Below are 13,970 nucleotides of genomic sequence, written 5' to 3'. Positions count from 1 at the left end.
AACACGCCTTATCTCGCGACGAAGTACGTGTATGAACATTTCGTAGACAAGACGACCGGACTTGCCATGCTCAACCCGGGCTACAGCATAAGCGAGGGCCCCGTCTGGGACCCTGAGCTTCATGAAGACATGAACCCGGCCATGATCGATTTCGTGTTCTCTGAGAAGCTGTTCACCATGTTCCTGGTGAACGGCTGCATCATGTGCGCGGAAGAACACGGCCTGATGAACGAGATTGCCCGTGCGAATCCCTGGCCCAAGCCTATCGGCGTCTATGGCTACGCGAACTATTGGATGGTATTCGGCGGATACGTTTTCGAGGCGCAGACCTTGTGCGCCGGGTCGCGAAACATGGGCGCCATTCCAACGGAAGTGAATAACCTGTCTTTCTTCTCCACGCGACGGGCCCCGATAACCGGTCCGGATGAAATACCGCAAAACAAGTTAGAGAAGGTCGACTACGACCCCACGCAAACCTATGTCGCCTTCATCGTGGGGGACGGGGACAATATCAGTTTCATGTTGGGAGCACGCGCGGAGTGGTTGCGGCAGCGCGCGGAGGCCTGCCGCGCGGGAGAAGAATCGTGCCCGCCGTTGACCTGGACCATTTCTCCGCATCTTGCCCGCATCGCGCCGGATGTCCTGCAGTGGTACTACGGGATGAGTCGCGAAACCGGCAATGACTATTTCATGCTTCCGCCGAGCGGCCACCTGTATGCGTATCCCTCTTCCCTGGAAGAAGAAACCATGCAGGACACATTCGTCCACGCCACGGAAGAGGACGCCCGCCTGCTGGGAACGAGCAGCACCGTTCACTGGGAAGCCTTCTGGAAATGGCGGTACGCGCAGCGTTCATTCCTGCCGAAGTACGCCAGAGCGGGCGGGGTCATCAACGGCGTGTTTCCGGTGAACGTGCCTTACATGTTGCCGATGGGCACATGGGAACGGGGCCAATTCTTCAAGGTGATCGAGGGCCAGGAGGGCGGGAAGACTGTGTTGTTCCGCCCCAGGCAATGGCGAGGGGTTCATGATGGGGGCGCGTTCCTCACAAGGAAATACTACTTGAGTGCAGAAAACATGGCGAGAGAGCTGGGCGCGTACCCGAGGGGAACCGTTACGGCCATCTACATGACGAGCGACGGCGGACTCGACCTCAACAACTCGGTCATGCAGTTGGTCAAGATACTCCCGGAACACGTCCGGCTTGTCAGCGCCGACACCGCGGTTCGACTCGCTCTTGAATCGTCAGCCCGTTAGGCGAAGAACCGCGAACAGGCGCGCAAGACGTTGACGTAAATAATGGGCCTGCCAGTACTCACACAATCCGCGATGATGCCATGTGACATCTCAAAGCTGAGACTTGAGATTTCCTCATCCGCGCGGGTGGACGATGACCTTCATGCCGTCGCGGGATTCCATGGCCGCGAAGGCGTCGTGGATGCGGTCGAGGGGGAAGTGATGGGTGATGATGGGCGCGACGCGAACCATCCCCTTTTCGAGCAGGCGCACGGCGAGTTCGTGCTGGCGGGGCACGCTGCCGTGCGAGCCGGTGACGAAGCATTCCTTGTAGTGAATGGTGTTCGAGAGGACGTTCAGCGGGCGCGCCTCTTTCTTGAGTCCGCCGAAGAGGTTCACGTAGCCGCGGTGCGCCACCATCTCGATCGCCTGTTCGTGTGCCTCGACGGATCCGCAGGTGGTGACCACGATATCCGGCCCTTCGCCGCGGGTCTCCTCGACACAGCGGGCGACGACGTCCTCTTCTTCGGAGGCGATGTAGACATCTGCGGCGTAGGCGCGCGCGATTTCCATGCGTTTACGGCTGCGCTGCACCGCGATGACCTTGGCCGCGCCCATGACACGCGCCAGATCGATCATCATGCTGCCGATCGGGCCGAGGCCGAGGATGACGATGGTCTTGCCCAGGGACAGGTTGACGAGTTCGAGGCCGTTGATCGCGCAGGCGAGCGGCTCGGCGAGCGCGGCATGGTCGAAACTGATGGCGTCGCTGAACGGCGTGACCGGCCCTTCTTCGAGCAGCAACCGCGTCAGTTTCATATACTGGGTGAACGCGCCGGGTATCTGGTAGCCGACGGCATAGTTGATACGGCAGTTGTTGCCGATCCCGTTGCGGCACCAGCCGCATTGGCCGCAGGGCACGTCGGCGCCGAGCGCGACGCGGTCGCCTTCCTTGACGCGCGTAACGTTCCTCCCGGCCTTGACGACGACGCCCGCGGCCTCGTGACCCATGACGGCGGGCGGTTTCACGCGCGGATTGCCGTGATGGAGGATACGCACGTCCGAGCCGCAAATCGCGACCGCCTCGACGCGCAGCAGCGCCTCGTCGTCGCCGGTCTCGGGCACCGGCTGCTCTTTGACGACGAGGCGGTCCAGGTCTTCCAGTACCGCGGACAACATGGGCGGGAAACCTCCGGAATCAGCGCGCAAATACGAAATTCGCCTCCGCGAACGCGTCAGCGGTTACAGTTACCTTCATCGACTGCGTGCCGAGGCGTTCGTGCCACGCCTCGATGGTGTATTCGCCCGGCGGCAGTCCCGGAATCGTGAATGTGCCGTCCTTGCCCGTCACGGCGAAGAAGGGATGCGCCATCACGGCGCAGTAGGCGCGCATCCAGGGATGCACGTCGCATTTGATCGGGAAAATGGCCTCCGGCTTTGGGAATGCGGCCTCCGCTTGCTCCGTCTCGCGGTCCATGGGCCTGTTGAAGCCCTCATTAACGCTCGGCATGGCGTTGACGTTATGCATGGTCCCGTCGGGATTGAGGATTTGCAGTTTCTGGCCCGCGCGGATACCGAACACGCGCGGATGATACATGCAACCCGCCTGACTGAACACGACGGGCTCTTCGGGAACGGGGTACTCCCCCTGCGGCACGCCCTCCGTGACTTGCATGAAGACATTCGCGAGACCACCGTCCGGCCCCACAACCAGGGACTCGTTGAGCGCCGGATTGTCCGCGTGTTTTTCGGCGCATGTGGGGTCCGCGCCCATGTCGATGGGCCGCATGACCGCCGCCTTGCCTTCATAGCGCACGGTGCCGGAAACCGCGCCGGTGGATTCTTCCGCCTGGACGGCCATGCAGGCCGCGACGGCGGCCAAGAACAAGAAGAGCCGCATCTATCGTCTCCGTTGCGGGTCGGCCCGGCTGCGAGGGAAACCTCTGGCAACGCAGGAGGCGCGCCGCATTGCATTCTTTTTGCAGTGGCCCCATACTCTAGCACGCGGCCCGGGTGCGTGTCCCGTATCCGCGCCGCGGAGCAAGGAGTCGTTCCTCATGGAAACAATCGCGAATTCAGGTTATTTCAAGACCTTTGACGGCGTGGGGCTATTCGAGCGGCGCTGGGAATCCGACGGCGAGGCGAAGGCGCATCTGGCGCTGCTGCACGGCTACGGGGAGCATTGCGGCCGCTACGAGCACGTGGCGCGGCCGATGAACGCCGCGGGGATCACGGTACACACCTACGATCAGCGCGGCTTCGGCCGCTCGCCCGGCAGGCGCGCATACATCCGCGACTACAAGGACCTGCTTCGCGACCTGGACGCTTTCCTGGCGCATATCAAGCCGCGTATTGGTGATAAACCGCTGTTCATGATGGGGCACAGCATGGGCGGACAGCTCCTCGTGTTGTACTATGTCACGCGGCGGCCCGCTGTGCGCGGGCTGGTTTGCAGCAGCGCGTTTCTCCAGTTCGCCGGCGATGTGCCGAAGTTGCTGGTTGCACTGTCCGGTGTCGTAGGCGCGGTACTGCCTTGGCTGCCCGTGGGGGGCGTCAACACGGAGGCGCTGTCGCGCGACCCGGCGGTGGTGCAGGCGGCGGATGCGGACCCGCTCAGTTACCACGGGCGCGTGCGCGCGCGCACGGGCGCACAGCTTAAATTCGCGATCGACCGTATCGCGGCGGATATGCATACGGTTGACGCACCGCTGTACATCCTGCACGGCACGGACGATAAGCTGGTGCCGGTCGCGGGCAGCCGTCTGCTGCACGAACGTGCGGAATCGGCGGACAAGACGCTCCGCATTTACGAAGGCGGCTACCATGAACTCTGGAATGACCTGTGCAAGGAGGACGCGATTGGGGGCATCGTTTCGTGGATTACGGCGCGGCTGCCATAGGAAGAAAAGGGCGCGCGCGGGCGAGTTGAAACCGCCGTTCCGGCTTGACTAGAATGAACGCAGCGATTGGTCCTGAGGCTGAATTGCCGACGGGGAAGACTGCGTGATATGAACTCGGTAGTATGTCCGCACTGCAAGTCCCACCGGATAGTGACCACGAATGTCCCGCGTGATGTTGTCGTTGTCATGCCCTGCCCCGCCTGCGGCGAATTGACCGTTCTATTCCGCAACAAGGCCATTGCGCTGGACAAGCGCATCCTGGAACAGGGCACACGCGAGGAGCGCGTTGCGCATTGCGCGCGTGTGATCACGGAGTTTCTCGAATCCGGCATGTTTCAGATCGATGCTCCGCCCGCGCGGCCGCGGCGGCGCAGGCATCGTCCGGCCCCGGAAGCGCCGCTGCCCGAGGAATCGCTTGCCGCTCCCGAGCCCGATCCCGGCATTTCCGACGCGGATATCGAGCACTTCATCAAAGTCGAGCTGGAGCAACTCGACGATCCCGATTTCTTCCGCAAACTCTTCGGCTGAGCGCCGCGGGCTCGCGGATATCCCCGCCGCGTGCGCGGCGCGGCATTACTCCACGGACCAGAATATTGCGTCAGATCCGTGCGGGCCGGTTGGGATGCGGATCGGCGCGGCGCAACGCGGGCAGTGTCCGGCGAAGGCGGTTCCGTCATGGTTGAGGTAGACCCGCGCGTAGACGTTACAGCACTTGAAGTGCATGTGAATGAACGGGCGCGTTGCACCGCTTTTCTCTTCGGGATCGCTCATCGGGCGGGTTTTGCGGTTTCTGTTTCGGGCGCCGGCTTTTCTTTTGCCTTGGCCAAGGCGGCTTGCTTGCGTTTCGTCCAGGATTGCGCAATGGCGCGGCTTATGCCGCTGGCGGCACCCCAGCCGTACCACACGCAGCCGCCCGCAACGAAGCCGGTCAGCAGAGCGATGGCCACAATTCTCATGAGAAACGCATCCAGGTTCACGGTGATCGCTCCGGGTTCTGGCTGTGCGGCACAATCGGCGATACAAAGGGCTCCGGTTGTGGCGGCGGCGCGGGTTGCGCAGCGGCCGCATCCACCCGTTCCCGCACATCGTTTAATTCCTGGCGCAACCGCACGACTTCCTCGAGCAACGCGTCATTCTGCTGCCGCACTTCATCGAGTGTCCGCCGCAACGCACGGTTGGATTCCCGAAGCTGTCGTGACTCCTCCGCGCCGGCTCCCGGTTGCGGCGCGGCGGGCGCGACGGTGGCCGGGGGCTCCGGCGGCGGCATCGGTGCAGGTGATGGTGGAACGGCGGAAGGCGTGGTCGGCGGCGTGGCAGGAGCGGGCGGCGTGGCAGGAGCGGGCGGCGTGGGGGGCGGCGCCGCAGGCGTCGCGGAGGTCTCCTCGGCGGGCCGCAACGTCACGTCGTCAAACCAGACCGTGCCTGCGCCCTTCATCACGCAGCGCACCGTCAGAAAATCCGTGCCGTGGGGCACGTTCACGAGCGTTTCCGCGAACGACCAGTCCATGGTGCCATAAACGGGACAGGCGTGCCCCGTGCTGGCGGTGTGAAGCAGGGCGAGCGGCTGCTTGCGCCAGCACTGCACCCAGAGTGCGGCGTCCTGCGCATCCTGCGCTTTGAGGTAGCCGCTCAGGCGGTACGACTTCCCGGCCACCGCTCCAAGGACATTTTGACTCCAGTTGTTGACCGGGTCTTCGGGATACGGCATGGGCACGTGGAGCATGACGGCATACTGGCCGGTGCGCGCGGCGGAGTCGAGCCGGGCGAGGGCGCCGTCCTGCGGCATCAGGTAGAGGTCCCAGTGGGCGGGGCGGCCGGCTACGGCGGTTTCGAAACCGGGGTTGCTGAGCAGGTTTGCGGCCGCGGGCGTATCCGCGGCCAACAGGAGCAGCCAGACCTGCCACAGCATGAGCGAGCCTTACCGCACGTTCAAGCCCTGCATGCGCAGTTTGAGGTCCTTGGCGCTCGTCGCATTCTGCAGGGCCGTCTCGGTGCTGATCTTCTTTTCTTTCCAGAGATTGAACAGGGCTTGGTCGAAGGTCTGCATGCCGTACTGATCCACGCCTTCCTCGATGAGTTTCACGATGTCCTTGAACGCCTTGCCCTGATCGATGAACTCGCGGACCGTGCGCGTGCCGATGAGGATTTCCGCCGCGACCGTGCGCCCCGTGCCGCTCGCCAGCGGGACGATGCGCTGCGAGATTACCGCGCGCAACACGCTCCCCAACTGCTTGCGAATCTGAAGCTGCTGGTGCGGCTCGAAGAAGTCGAGGATGCGGTTCAGCGTCTCGACCGCGTCCACCGTGTGCAGCGTTGAGAACACGAGGTGGCCCGTTTCCGCCGAAGCGAGCGCGGTGCGAACCGTGTCCGCGTCGCGCATTTCGCCGATGAGGATGACGTCGGGGTCCTGGCGCAGAGCGCCGCGCAGCGCGTTCGCGAATGAAAGCGTGTCATGCCCGACTTCACGCTGTGTCACGATGGCGGTCTTGTCCTCGTGCACGAATTCGAGCGGGTCCTCGATGGTCACGATATGCACGGGGCGCGTGCGGTTGACCTCGTCGATAATCGCCGCGAGCGTGGTCGATTTGCCGCTGCCGGTCGGGCCGGTCACGAGGACGAGCCCGGTGTGCAGCGGACAGAGCCTCTTCAGGACCTGCGGCAGACCCAGGTCGTCGATGGTGAGGATTTTCAGCGGGATGAGGCGCAGCACGATGCGGGTATCGCCGTCGTCGCGGCACACGTTCACGCGGAACCTGGCAATGCCCTCGAGCATGTACGAATTGTCCAGCTCCATCACCTTGTTGAACTTGGCGATGTCCTGTTCGGACGCGATTTCCTTGAGCAACTCCTGCAGCCCCTCTTCGGTGAGCGGCTCGGTTTCAAGCCGGACCAAGTCGCCGTCGATCCGGTAGATCGGGGGGTTGCCCGCCTTGAGATGGATATCCGATGCGCGCTTTTCGAGCGCTCCGCGCATCAAGTCCCGCATTGGAATGCTCATGGATCCGTCTCCTATTCCTCGACCGCCCGCGTGCGCAACAAGAATACTACAGAATCCCCCTCGAAGGCACGGCGCGGTCTAGTCCCGGCCGCACAGGCGCAGGTTCGGGCTGGGCGTGGTGCGCAAATCGCCGGCGAGGCCGTGCTCGAGGCGCGAGGCGCCCGCGGCGGCGATCATGGCGCCATTGTCGATGCAATATTCAAACGGCGGCAGGAAGACCCGCGCGTCGAGTTCCGCCTGAAGCCTGTGCCGGAGCAGGCGGTTCGCCGCGACGCCGCCTGCCAGCACGAGTTGCGTGGCGCCGGTTATCTGAAGTGCCTGCTTGGTCTTGATGAGCAGGATATCGACGGCGGCGTCCTGAAAACTCGCGGCGAGGTCGGCCACGCTGTGTCCTTTCCCGCCGCGCAGTTCGTAGAGAACCGCCGTCTTGAGCCCGCTGTAACTGAAGTCGAGGTGTTCCGCGTCGCGCATGGCGCGGGGGAACACGACGGTCTCCGAGTTGCCGTTTTCAGCCGCCTTCTGAATCGACGGCCCGCCGGGGTAAGGCAGCCCGAGCAATCGCGCGACCTTATCGAAGCACTCGCCCACGGCGTCATCGCGCGTCGTGCCGAGGATGCGGTAGGCGTGCGGGCGCGGGCAATCGATGATCTGCGTATGTCCGCCGCTGACCACGAGCGCGAGAAAGGGGAATTGGGGCGCCGGGTCGCTTAGAAATGCTGAAAAGATGTGTCCCTCGATATGATGCACAGGGACAAAGGGCATTTTCCGCGCATAGGCGAGCGCCTTGCCAAAACACACGCCGACGAGCAGCGAGCCCATGAGCCCGGGGCCATGCGTCGCTGCGATGGCGTCGATGCCGCCGCTGGCCGCGTGGAGAGCGCGCCGCACGAGCTGCGAGATCACCCGCGTATGCTCGCGCGAGGCAATCTCGGGCACCACGCCGCCGAATGCCCTGTGCAGATCGACCTGCGAGGCAACTTCATTGATCAGGACACGGCGGCCATCCGCGACGACCGCGACGCCCGTCTCGTCGCAGGAGGTCTCAATGCCGAGAATACGGCTCATTGAACCAGCTCCGAGGCGTGGACCAGTTGGATACTCTCCTTTTCAAGTTCCGGCAGCATTTCCTGCAGCACGGCCACAGTGTCCCGGCGGAAATGCCCGATGGCGACAGCTTCACCGCGCTTCTTCACGACGTCGATCATCTGGGTGAACTGCCCGCGGATGTATTCGCGGTCGAGTTGGTTGTCGAGGAACACGTGGCGCGCCGCGCAGGGAATCCCGAGGGCGCGCGCCTCCTCCAGCGCCACACTCGACCCGGTAGTCCGGCTGTCGATGAAATACAGGCCGTATTCCTGGATGATTTGGAGGAACGTGCGCATGGCCGCGGCATCCGCGGTGAACTTGCCGCCGGTGTGGTTGTTCACGCCGGTGGCGCCGGGAACCTGTTCAAGCGCCGCCTCGGTGATCGCGCGGATCTGCGTGGCATCCATCGCCGTCTCAAGCTGGCCTGGAAACGTGGCGATACCGCGGTACGTCTCCATGGGCATGTGCAGCATCACTTCAAAACCGAGCGCGGTGGCCTGAAGCGCCGTCGCCTCCCCGAATGGCGTATTGGGCAGGATCGCCAGCGTAAGCCCGGAGTCCAGGGTCCAGACCGCGTCCGTCGATGCGCCCCCGTATCCGCCGTCGTCCAGAATGATCGCCACGCGCAGCTGGCCGGGCGGTTCGGGCGCAGGTGTCTGTGCCGCGGTCTGCTGGTCCGGCGCCTGCGCTTCGGCGGTCCCGTTCGACTCGAGGGGCAATTCGTTGAAGTCCGGCAATTCCTCGGGGTCGGGTGTCGCTGGAGCGGCCGGGCACGGGAAAAAGACTTCCAGACACTCTTTGTCCGACACGAGAACGTGAAGGACTGTTCCGGTCTCGTCCTCGGCGAGTTGCATGCGCACGCCGCGGTCCGCCATTTGCTGTATTATCCGCGCCTCGACATCCTGTGGCGTGAGTCCGGGCGGGAGCGTTGCTTCGGCCCGCATGTAGGACCAGCGCGCGTCCGCGTTTTCACGGTCGGCGATGCCCAGCGGCACGTACTGTTCTTGCGGGGTGCCCATGGCCACGACGAGCCGCTGCACTTCGTCGGCGATATGCAGGCTGGCTGCGCGAAGGTCGGTCTGCGCCGGTGGCGGCGGCTCTTCCGGGAGGAATACGACCTCCGCGAAGACGCGTCCGGCCAGCGAAAGATTGATGGCGCTTCCTTCGGAGTTCTCGTAGGCCTGTACGGCCGCAGCGTATCCCTGAAGCACGCTGTCGCGCAGGACTGCGCGCAGTCCGTCCGCGTTTAAGTCGGGAGGCACGTGCACGCGGAAACGGAACAGGTACCAGGAACTGCGCGCATCGGACAGCAGCACGCCGGGCTCGCGTTCGATTGCATCTTCGGGCACATATTGTTCGTGCAGTATACGGTGAATCTCATTCGCCAGTTGTGCCGTGTGCGGACGCAGATTTACCGGCCGGCTGCGCAGGTGCTGCACGGTCAGCAGCGCGGCCAGCGCCGCGGCGGCAATCACGAGCGTAACGCCGAACAGGGGGTACAGCCAAGCCGAGAGAGCCCGGTTTGGGGCCGGGGGCTTGCTTGATGCTGAGTCTTGTCTCGGTTCGAGGGCCATGAGAATCGCGACACATCCGACTGCTTCAAAAGCGGGGTCACACTACCGTGGAGTGGCCTCAGAAATCCACCCATTCGACGCGGCGGATATCCTGGCCGAGAAAACGGCGTCCCACGCGCGTGAAATTGTCCGGCGCGTCGCTGACCAGGAAGTCATAGGTCCGTGCGCGGTCGTCCCGGCGGAGCAGCCCGCAAGCTTCGAGCATGGCCGCCACGGTAAGCGCGGTCTCTCTCGCGCTGTCCACGAGCGTGACGCCGTCGCCCATCACGGAAGCGATGGCGCCGGCCAGCAAGGGGTAGTGCGTGCATCCGAGCACAAGCGTATCGACGTTCGATTCGGCGAGTTCCCGCAAGTAGGTTCGGGCCGTTTCCCGGGGTATCGTTCCTTCGGTCCAGCCTTCCTCGGCCAGCGGGACGAAGAGCGGGCATGCCTTTTTGTGGATGCACGCATCCGGACGCCTGGCGAGGATAGCCCGCTCGTAGGCGCCGCTGGCGATGGTGCCGGGCGTGCCGATGACGCCAATGGCGCCGGTTCGGCTCATGCGCACGGCCGCGTCCGCGCCCGGCTCGACCACGCCAACGACGGGCAAGGGCAGTTCGGTTTTGAGAGCGTCGATCGCGTAAGCCGAGGCGGTGTTGCAGGCGACGACGAGCAGCTTGATGCCGCGTGCCTGCAATACGCCCGCGCAGGAGCGCGCATAACGGATAACGGTGTCCGCGGATTTTGTGCCGTAGGGGACGCGCGCCGTATCGCCCAGGTAAACGATCGATTCCCGGGGCAGCAATTCGATGACGCGGCGGCACACGGTGAGGCCGCCAACCCCGGAATCGAAGATGCCAATGGCCGCCTCACGCATTTTCCGGCGCGGCCCCGGGCTCGTGTATCCAGCGCTGATCGGGGCCGACCGGCGCGGTGAGGTCAAGATGCGCGGGAAAGGTCTCCTGCGGAGGCGAGCCCTCGATAAGGAACCGGACCCGGCGCACGCCTTGCGCGTGTTCGCCGCGCAGTTCGGGCTGCGTGAGCGAATTCACGACCGCGTAAACCATGAGCGTTTCAATCGCGGCCCCGCGGAGACTCGCGCTCTCCGCTTGCAGGTCGCCCGAAAAATCAATGACCAATTCCCCGTCTTCGAGCAGATACAGCGCGCGCACTTCGGCTGCGGGCGCGATGACCGGAAGGTGCAGCCGCGACGGGCCTGCGATCAACTCGCGCAGGGCACTGCGGCAGTTTTCGACGGCGGAGGAAACGATTTCGATACGGCGTTGTTCGGGCACGAGCGAGATGCCGTCAGCAGCAGCGAAATACAGGGTGATCTCACGGGTGCCCAAGGGCGCCGCCGGTGCTCTCGGCGCGTTTCTGGCGGCGGAGTCCCCGGCAGGACGGTGCAAGATGGCCAAGGGGTCTTCCCCGGCGCGCACCATTTCACGCACGAGCAGGCCCAGTACAAAGACCAGCACCAGCGTGGCCATCGCCCAGAGCGACAACATTACCCGCCGCATGATTCCGGCGCGAAATTCCGACATAGCCGTTTATCCTCCCGCGCTCTGTTGCAGCGATTGCGCGAGGCCCTGCGCGATGGCCTCGGCCACGCGCCGCAATCCCGCCTCCGATCCCAGCATCAGGGCGTCATCATTATTGGTGAGGAAGCCCGCCTCGATGAGCAGCGCGGCCATGTCGACGTCGCGCAAGAGACGCAACGGTGCTTCGTGCGGCGCATGGTATGCCCAGGCGGGCGTCATGCCCTCTGCAAGGCTCTGCGCCACGCGCTCCGCGATGGCCGCGCTGGTCCGCGCATGCCTCAACGGACTCGATGTTGCGGGTTCGGCGGGTCCGGTATAGAGAACGGAGTAGCCGCGCGCGTCCGGCGAATAGGCGCCTCCGGCATGAATGCTGACCAGGAGTTGCGCTTTCAGTTCGTTCGCGAGCCGGGCGCGGTCCGCCGCGGCCAGATCCTTGTCATCGGACCGTGTGAGATAGATGGTGTAAGAGGTGGTTTCCTTGAGGATGCGCCCCACTTCGGAGGCAAGGGCTAGCGACAAATCCTTTTCCATTTGCCCTTGCGCGCCGATAGTCCCAGCGTCGTGACCGCCGTGCCCTGGGTCCAGTACTATGATTGCGCCGCTGGCAAGACCGGTAACCGCTTCGGGCTGTACGCCGGCCGCTTCAGGTGGCACAGCCGCAACGGCCTCTGTTGTGGCCGCCTCCGGCGACGCAATCTCTATCGGAGACATGAGGTCGTTTACGGCAAGCGCGTCACCGGGATCCTCGGCGTCCGGCGCGGGTTCCGTTGCCGGCGCGGGTTCCGTTGCCGGCGCGGGTTCCGTTGTGGGCTCGAGGACCAGCCGGAAACCCTGTGTGAGCAAGGGGGCCACGTCGGCGACAGCGATCCACGCCTCGCCTTTGTGGTTGCGCACGGGATACGCTATCGTGAATGCGTCTTCCGCGCTCTCGACCTCGGTCCCGTCGACCCACAGGAACGCGGCGCTGCCCGCGAGGTCCAGTTTCACACGCGTCCCGTCAAGGACCGCGTTACCGCCCAGTTGCCGGGCCAAGTCGTGGAGCGGCGCATAGGGCACGCCGGCCGCATCGGGGAGGGTAGCCACGGTCGCGGTGCGGCGTTCGCCGTGGACCTGCGTGGTGAGGGATGTTTGCGCCTGCGCGCCCGCCGCGACGGGAAGAAACAGGCGCAACGCAATGCAAAAAAATACCGCTCGTTCAAGGCGCTGCATACGGCCGTTTGTGAGTCCTTCTGTTACTTCGTGTGGTTGATAACCGCCTGATTCACGATGGCGTTGTCCGATGCCGTGCCTACCGGGCCCGACGGCCCGCGAAACGTGGCGATGAGGACGGCTATCAGCGCGACAAACAACCCGACCAGCACGGCCAACCCAGCTTTTTCACCCGTAGTCATGCTACGACCTCCGGGACCATGCCCGCACACCATGCCCGCAGGGGCATGCGCTATTGCGCTTGCCGGACACCCGTGCGGTTTCGCCGCGCGGGAGCCTCTTTATGGCATTCTATGTTCTGCGCTTCAAGTCAAACGCCTGACGGGCGGTAGTGTCTTTGACCTGGGCCGCTTTCTTCTTTCCTACCTGAATCTGGTTTTGTGCCTTTGCCACCTGCAGGTTCAGTTTGTCCAGACACGTTTGGCAGAGGCGCTTGCTTGCACTGATGGCAGGGGCGCCACACATGCCGCAGGTCAATTGTTGTCCCGTGGCCAGAGTAATCATCCCCACATCCAGCATGCGCTTCACGCACTCGACGGCGACCTCCGTTTGCTTTGCCAATTGCTCAGCATTCAATCCGGGATGCTCCTCCATTGCAGCGCGCACCTTCTCATAATCGGCTTCTTCCGCGTGCATGCAGGCGCTGCATACCGGCGAATCCGCCTTATTGAACATCTTCCTGCATCGCGCGCACTTTGCGAGTGGCATGCTCATCGGTCTCCTGATCCCACATCCCAGTACTCGATTGAATCCCAGTCGACATCCAGGTTGCCGTCCACATTGGCCTTCAGTATATATCCCTCCGATGACACATTCACACCGACCGTAATGGCGCGAATCGCCAGGCCCGCCGCGTCAAATAACGCATTGGCCATGTTGGGGAACCTTACGCGAAACCAGATACGCTCCGCGGCGGGCCGTTCCAGGTCGTCCCGGCCTTCATCTCGCGCAACGACCTCAATCGCCGCGCCGGGACGGAATACGTACTGGTCTTCCACGCCGGTGTCGCGTAACCGGTTGCCCGGTTCCGAACGGTCGCCCAAGGCCTTGCCGATATCAAGCCGCGTGGTCTGTCCGGCGGCGGTATCACCTGTTCGCGCCTGCTCATACTGCAACCGTTCCTGTATCCACAACGTGTGGTCGATAAGGTAGTCCCAATTGCCTTCCTGAAACGCCCATGCATAGCATAAGGCCGGGTTGTCCTCCGGCAATACGGTTTCGCTGGCCGACAACGGCGGCGGACTGGGGTTCTGCAGCACGGACCGTATGCTCAGGGCCGTTGTAAGTCCAATAACAGCGCCAATTAACACTGCCCAGAACCACTTCCGGCTCACGGCAAATTCCTTCTTTACAGGCCCCATAGACAGGGTAACAGACGGCACGGGCTGCGGTCAACTGCGCATTAGGATAATAATATGAATACTATAACGTGCCTCTCAGGATGGTC

General features: G+C 63.7%; 16 protein-coding genes. 3 read left to right on the top strand and 13 right to left on the bottom strand.

The annotated features are described in order from the left end of the window. Positions 1–1,257 (top strand): hypothetical protein (locus KA184_11405; GenBank protein ID MBP8130174.1); only part of this gene is annotated, 1,257 nt, incomplete at its 5' end. Positions 1,258–1,371: 114 nt separating this feature from the next. Here KA184_11405 and KA184_11400 read toward each other — a convergent pair. Both KA184_11400 and KA184_11395 read right to left on the bottom strand, forming a co-directional pair. Next, positions 1,372–2,415: an alcohol dehydrogenase catalytic domain-containing protein gene (locus KA184_11400; GenBank protein ID MBP8130173.1), complete on the bottom strand. Its 1,044-nt coding sequence runs from the start codon at positions 2,413–2,415 to the stop codon at positions 1,372–1,374. 19 nt (positions 2,416–2,434) lie between these two features. Next, positions 2,435–3,136 (bottom strand): hypothetical protein, encoded by a 702-nt coding sequence (locus KA184_11395; protein MBP8130172.1) that lies wholly within the window; start codon positions 3,134–3,136, stop codon positions 2,435–2,437. A gap of 157 nt (positions 3,137–3,293) precedes the next feature. Between KA184_11395 and KA184_11390 the strand changes: the two genes are divergently transcribed. Together KA184_11390 and KA184_11385 are read left to right on the top strand one after the other, a co-directional pair. Then, complete coding sequence (locus tag KA184_11390; GenBank protein MBP8130171.1) at positions 3,294–4,136, top strand: lysophospholipase; 843 nt, start codon at positions 3,294–3,296, stop codon at positions 4,134–4,136. A 108-nt stretch (positions 4,137–4,244) separates the two neighbouring features. Next, the gene (locus tag KA184_11385; GenBank protein MBP8130170.1) at positions 4,245–4,664 is read left to right on the top strand and encodes a hypothetical protein; all 420 of its coding nucleotides are present in this window, start codon (positions 4,245–4,247) and stop codon (positions 4,662–4,664) included. A gap of 239 nt (positions 4,665–4,903) precedes the next feature. On the opposite strand, the gene KA184_11380 is transcribed toward KA184_11385, so the two are convergent. The 11 genes from KA184_11380 to KA184_11330 form a co-directional block, all read right to left on the bottom strand. Continuing rightward, positions 4,904–5,092 (bottom strand): hypothetical protein, encoded by a 189-nt coding sequence (locus KA184_11380; GenBank protein ID MBP8130169.1) that lies wholly within the window; start codon positions 5,090–5,092, stop codon positions 4,904–4,906. A gap of 17 nt (positions 5,093–5,109) precedes the next feature. Further along, entirely contained in the window at positions 5,110–6,045 is a 936-nt protein-coding gene (locus KA184_11375; GenBank protein ID MBP8130168.1) for a hypothetical protein, read from the bottom strand. A 9-nt stretch (positions 6,046–6,054) separates the two neighbouring features. Further along, a complete protein-coding gene (locus tag KA184_11370) occupies positions 6,055–7,134 on the bottom strand; it encodes a PilT/PilU family type 4a pilus ATPase (GenBank protein MBP8130167.1) in 1,080 nt (359 codons plus the stop codon). Between the two features lie 78 nt (positions 7,135–7,212). Then, on the bottom strand, positions 7,213–8,199 hold the full coding sequence (tsaD, locus tag KA184_11365) for a tRNA (adenosine(37)-N6)-threonylcarbamoyltransferase complex transferase subunit TsaD (GenBank protein ID MBP8130166.1): 987 nt from the start codon (positions 8,197–8,199) through the stop codon (positions 7,213–7,215). Next, on the bottom strand, positions 8,196–9,794 hold the full coding sequence (locus KA184_11360; protein ID MBP8130165.1) for a divergent polysaccharide deacetylase family protein: 1,599 nt from the start codon (positions 9,792–9,794) through the stop codon (positions 8,196–8,198). Before KA184_11360 ends, tsaD begins: the two co-directional genes overlap by 4 nt. A 58-nt stretch (positions 9,795–9,852) precedes the next feature. Next, entirely contained in the window at positions 9,853–10,650 is a 798-nt protein-coding gene (locus KA184_11355; GenBank protein ID MBP8130164.1) for a glutamate racemase, read from the bottom strand. Continuing rightward, positions 10,643–11,317, bottom strand: coding sequence for a GerMN domain-containing protein (locus tag KA184_11350; GenBank protein MBP8130163.1), 675 nt, complete (start codon positions 11,315–11,317; stop codon positions 10,643–10,645). The genes KA184_11355 and KA184_11350 overlap by 8 nt, the downstream gene beginning before the upstream one ends. A gap of 6 nt (positions 11,318–11,323) precedes the next feature. Then, on the bottom strand, positions 11,324–12,523 hold the full coding sequence (locus tag KA184_11345; protein MBP8130162.1) for an N-acetylmuramoyl-L-alanine amidase: 1,200 nt from the start codon (positions 12,521–12,523) through the stop codon (positions 11,324–11,326). 23 nt (positions 12,524–12,546) lie between these two features. Continuing rightward, positions 12,547–12,705, bottom strand: coding sequence for a hypothetical protein (locus tag KA184_11340; GenBank protein MBP8130161.1), 159 nt, complete (start codon positions 12,703–12,705; stop codon positions 12,547–12,549). 109 nt (positions 12,706–12,814) lie between these two features. Then, positions 12,815–13,198 carry a hypothetical protein gene (locus KA184_11335; GenBank protein ID MBP8130160.1) on the bottom strand — a complete coding sequence of 128 codons (384 nt, stop codon included), beginning with the start codon at positions 13,196–13,198 and terminating at the stop codon, positions 12,815–12,817. Positions 13,199–13,233: 35 nt separating this feature from the next. Next, positions 13,234–13,857 carry a hypothetical protein gene (locus KA184_11330; GenBank protein ID MBP8130159.1) on the bottom strand — a complete coding sequence of 208 codons (624 nt, stop codon included), beginning with the start codon at positions 13,855–13,857 and terminating at the stop codon, positions 13,234–13,236. Positions 13,858–13,970: the final 113 nt, after the last annotated feature.

Source organism: Candidatus Hydrogenedentota bacterium (genome assembly GCA_018005585.1).
In the GTDB taxonomy this organism is placed as follows: domain Bacteria; phylum Hydrogenedentota; class Hydrogenedentia; order Hydrogenedentales; family JAGMZX01; genus JAGMZX01.
The sequence above is the reverse complement of the archived record's forward strand: the minus strand, read 5'-3'. Positions and strand labels throughout refer to the sequence as shown.

Bases quoted from the DNA above. Each gene is read 5' to 3' on its own strand.
- KA184_11375 (MBP8130168.1), bottom strand. From the start codon at position 6,045: ATGCTGTGGCAGGTCTGGCTGCTCCTGTTGGCCGCGGATACGCCCGCG.
- KA184_11380 (MBP8130169.1), bottom strand. From the start codon at position 5,092: ATGAGAATTGTGGCCATCGCTCTGCTGACCGGCTTCGTTGCGGGCGGC.
- KA184_11370 (MBP8130167.1), bottom strand. From the start codon at position 7,134: ATGAGCATTCCAATGCGGGACTTGATGCGCGGAGCGCTCGAAAAGCGC.
- tsaD (MBP8130166.1), bottom strand. From the start codon at position 8,199: ATGAGCCGTATTCTCGGCATTGAGACCTCCTGCGACGAGACGGGCGTC.
- KA184_11360 (MBP8130165.1), bottom strand. From the start codon at position 9,794: ATGGCCCTCGAACCGAGACAAGACTCAGCATCAAGCAAGCCCCCGGCC.
- KA184_11345 (MBP8130162.1), bottom strand. From the start codon at position 12,523: ATGCAGCGCCTTGAACGAGCGGTATTTTTTTGCATTGCGTTGCGCCTG.
- KA184_11390 (MBP8130171.1), top strand. From the start codon at position 3,294: ATGGAAACAATCGCGAATTCAGGTTATTTCAAGACCTTTGACGGCGTG.
- KA184_11335 (MBP8130160.1), bottom strand. From the start codon at position 13,198: ATGTTCAATAAGGCGGATTCGCCGGTATGCAGCGCCTGCATGCACGCG.
- KA184_11385 (MBP8130170.1), top strand. From the start codon at position 4,245: ATGAACTCGGTAGTATGTCCGCACTGCAAGTCCCACCGGATAGTGACC.
- KA184_11400 (MBP8130173.1), bottom strand. From the start codon at position 2,415: ATGTTGTCCGCGGTACTGGAAGACCTGGACCGCCTCGTCGTCAAAGAG.
- KA184_11355 (MBP8130164.1), bottom strand. From the start codon at position 10,650: ATGCGTGAGGCGGCCATTGGCATCTTCGATTCCGGGGTTGGCGGCCTC.
- KA184_11395 (MBP8130172.1), bottom strand. From the start codon at position 3,136: ATGCGGCTCTTCTTGTTCTTGGCCGCCGTCGCGGCCTGCATGGCCGTC.
- KA184_11340 (MBP8130161.1), bottom strand. From the start codon at position 12,705: ATGACTACGGGTGAAAAAGCTGGGTTGGCCGTGCTGGTCGGGTTGTTT.
- KA184_11350 (MBP8130163.1), bottom strand. From the start codon at position 11,317: ATGTCGGAATTTCGCGCCGGAATCATGCGGCGGGTAATGTTGTCGCTC.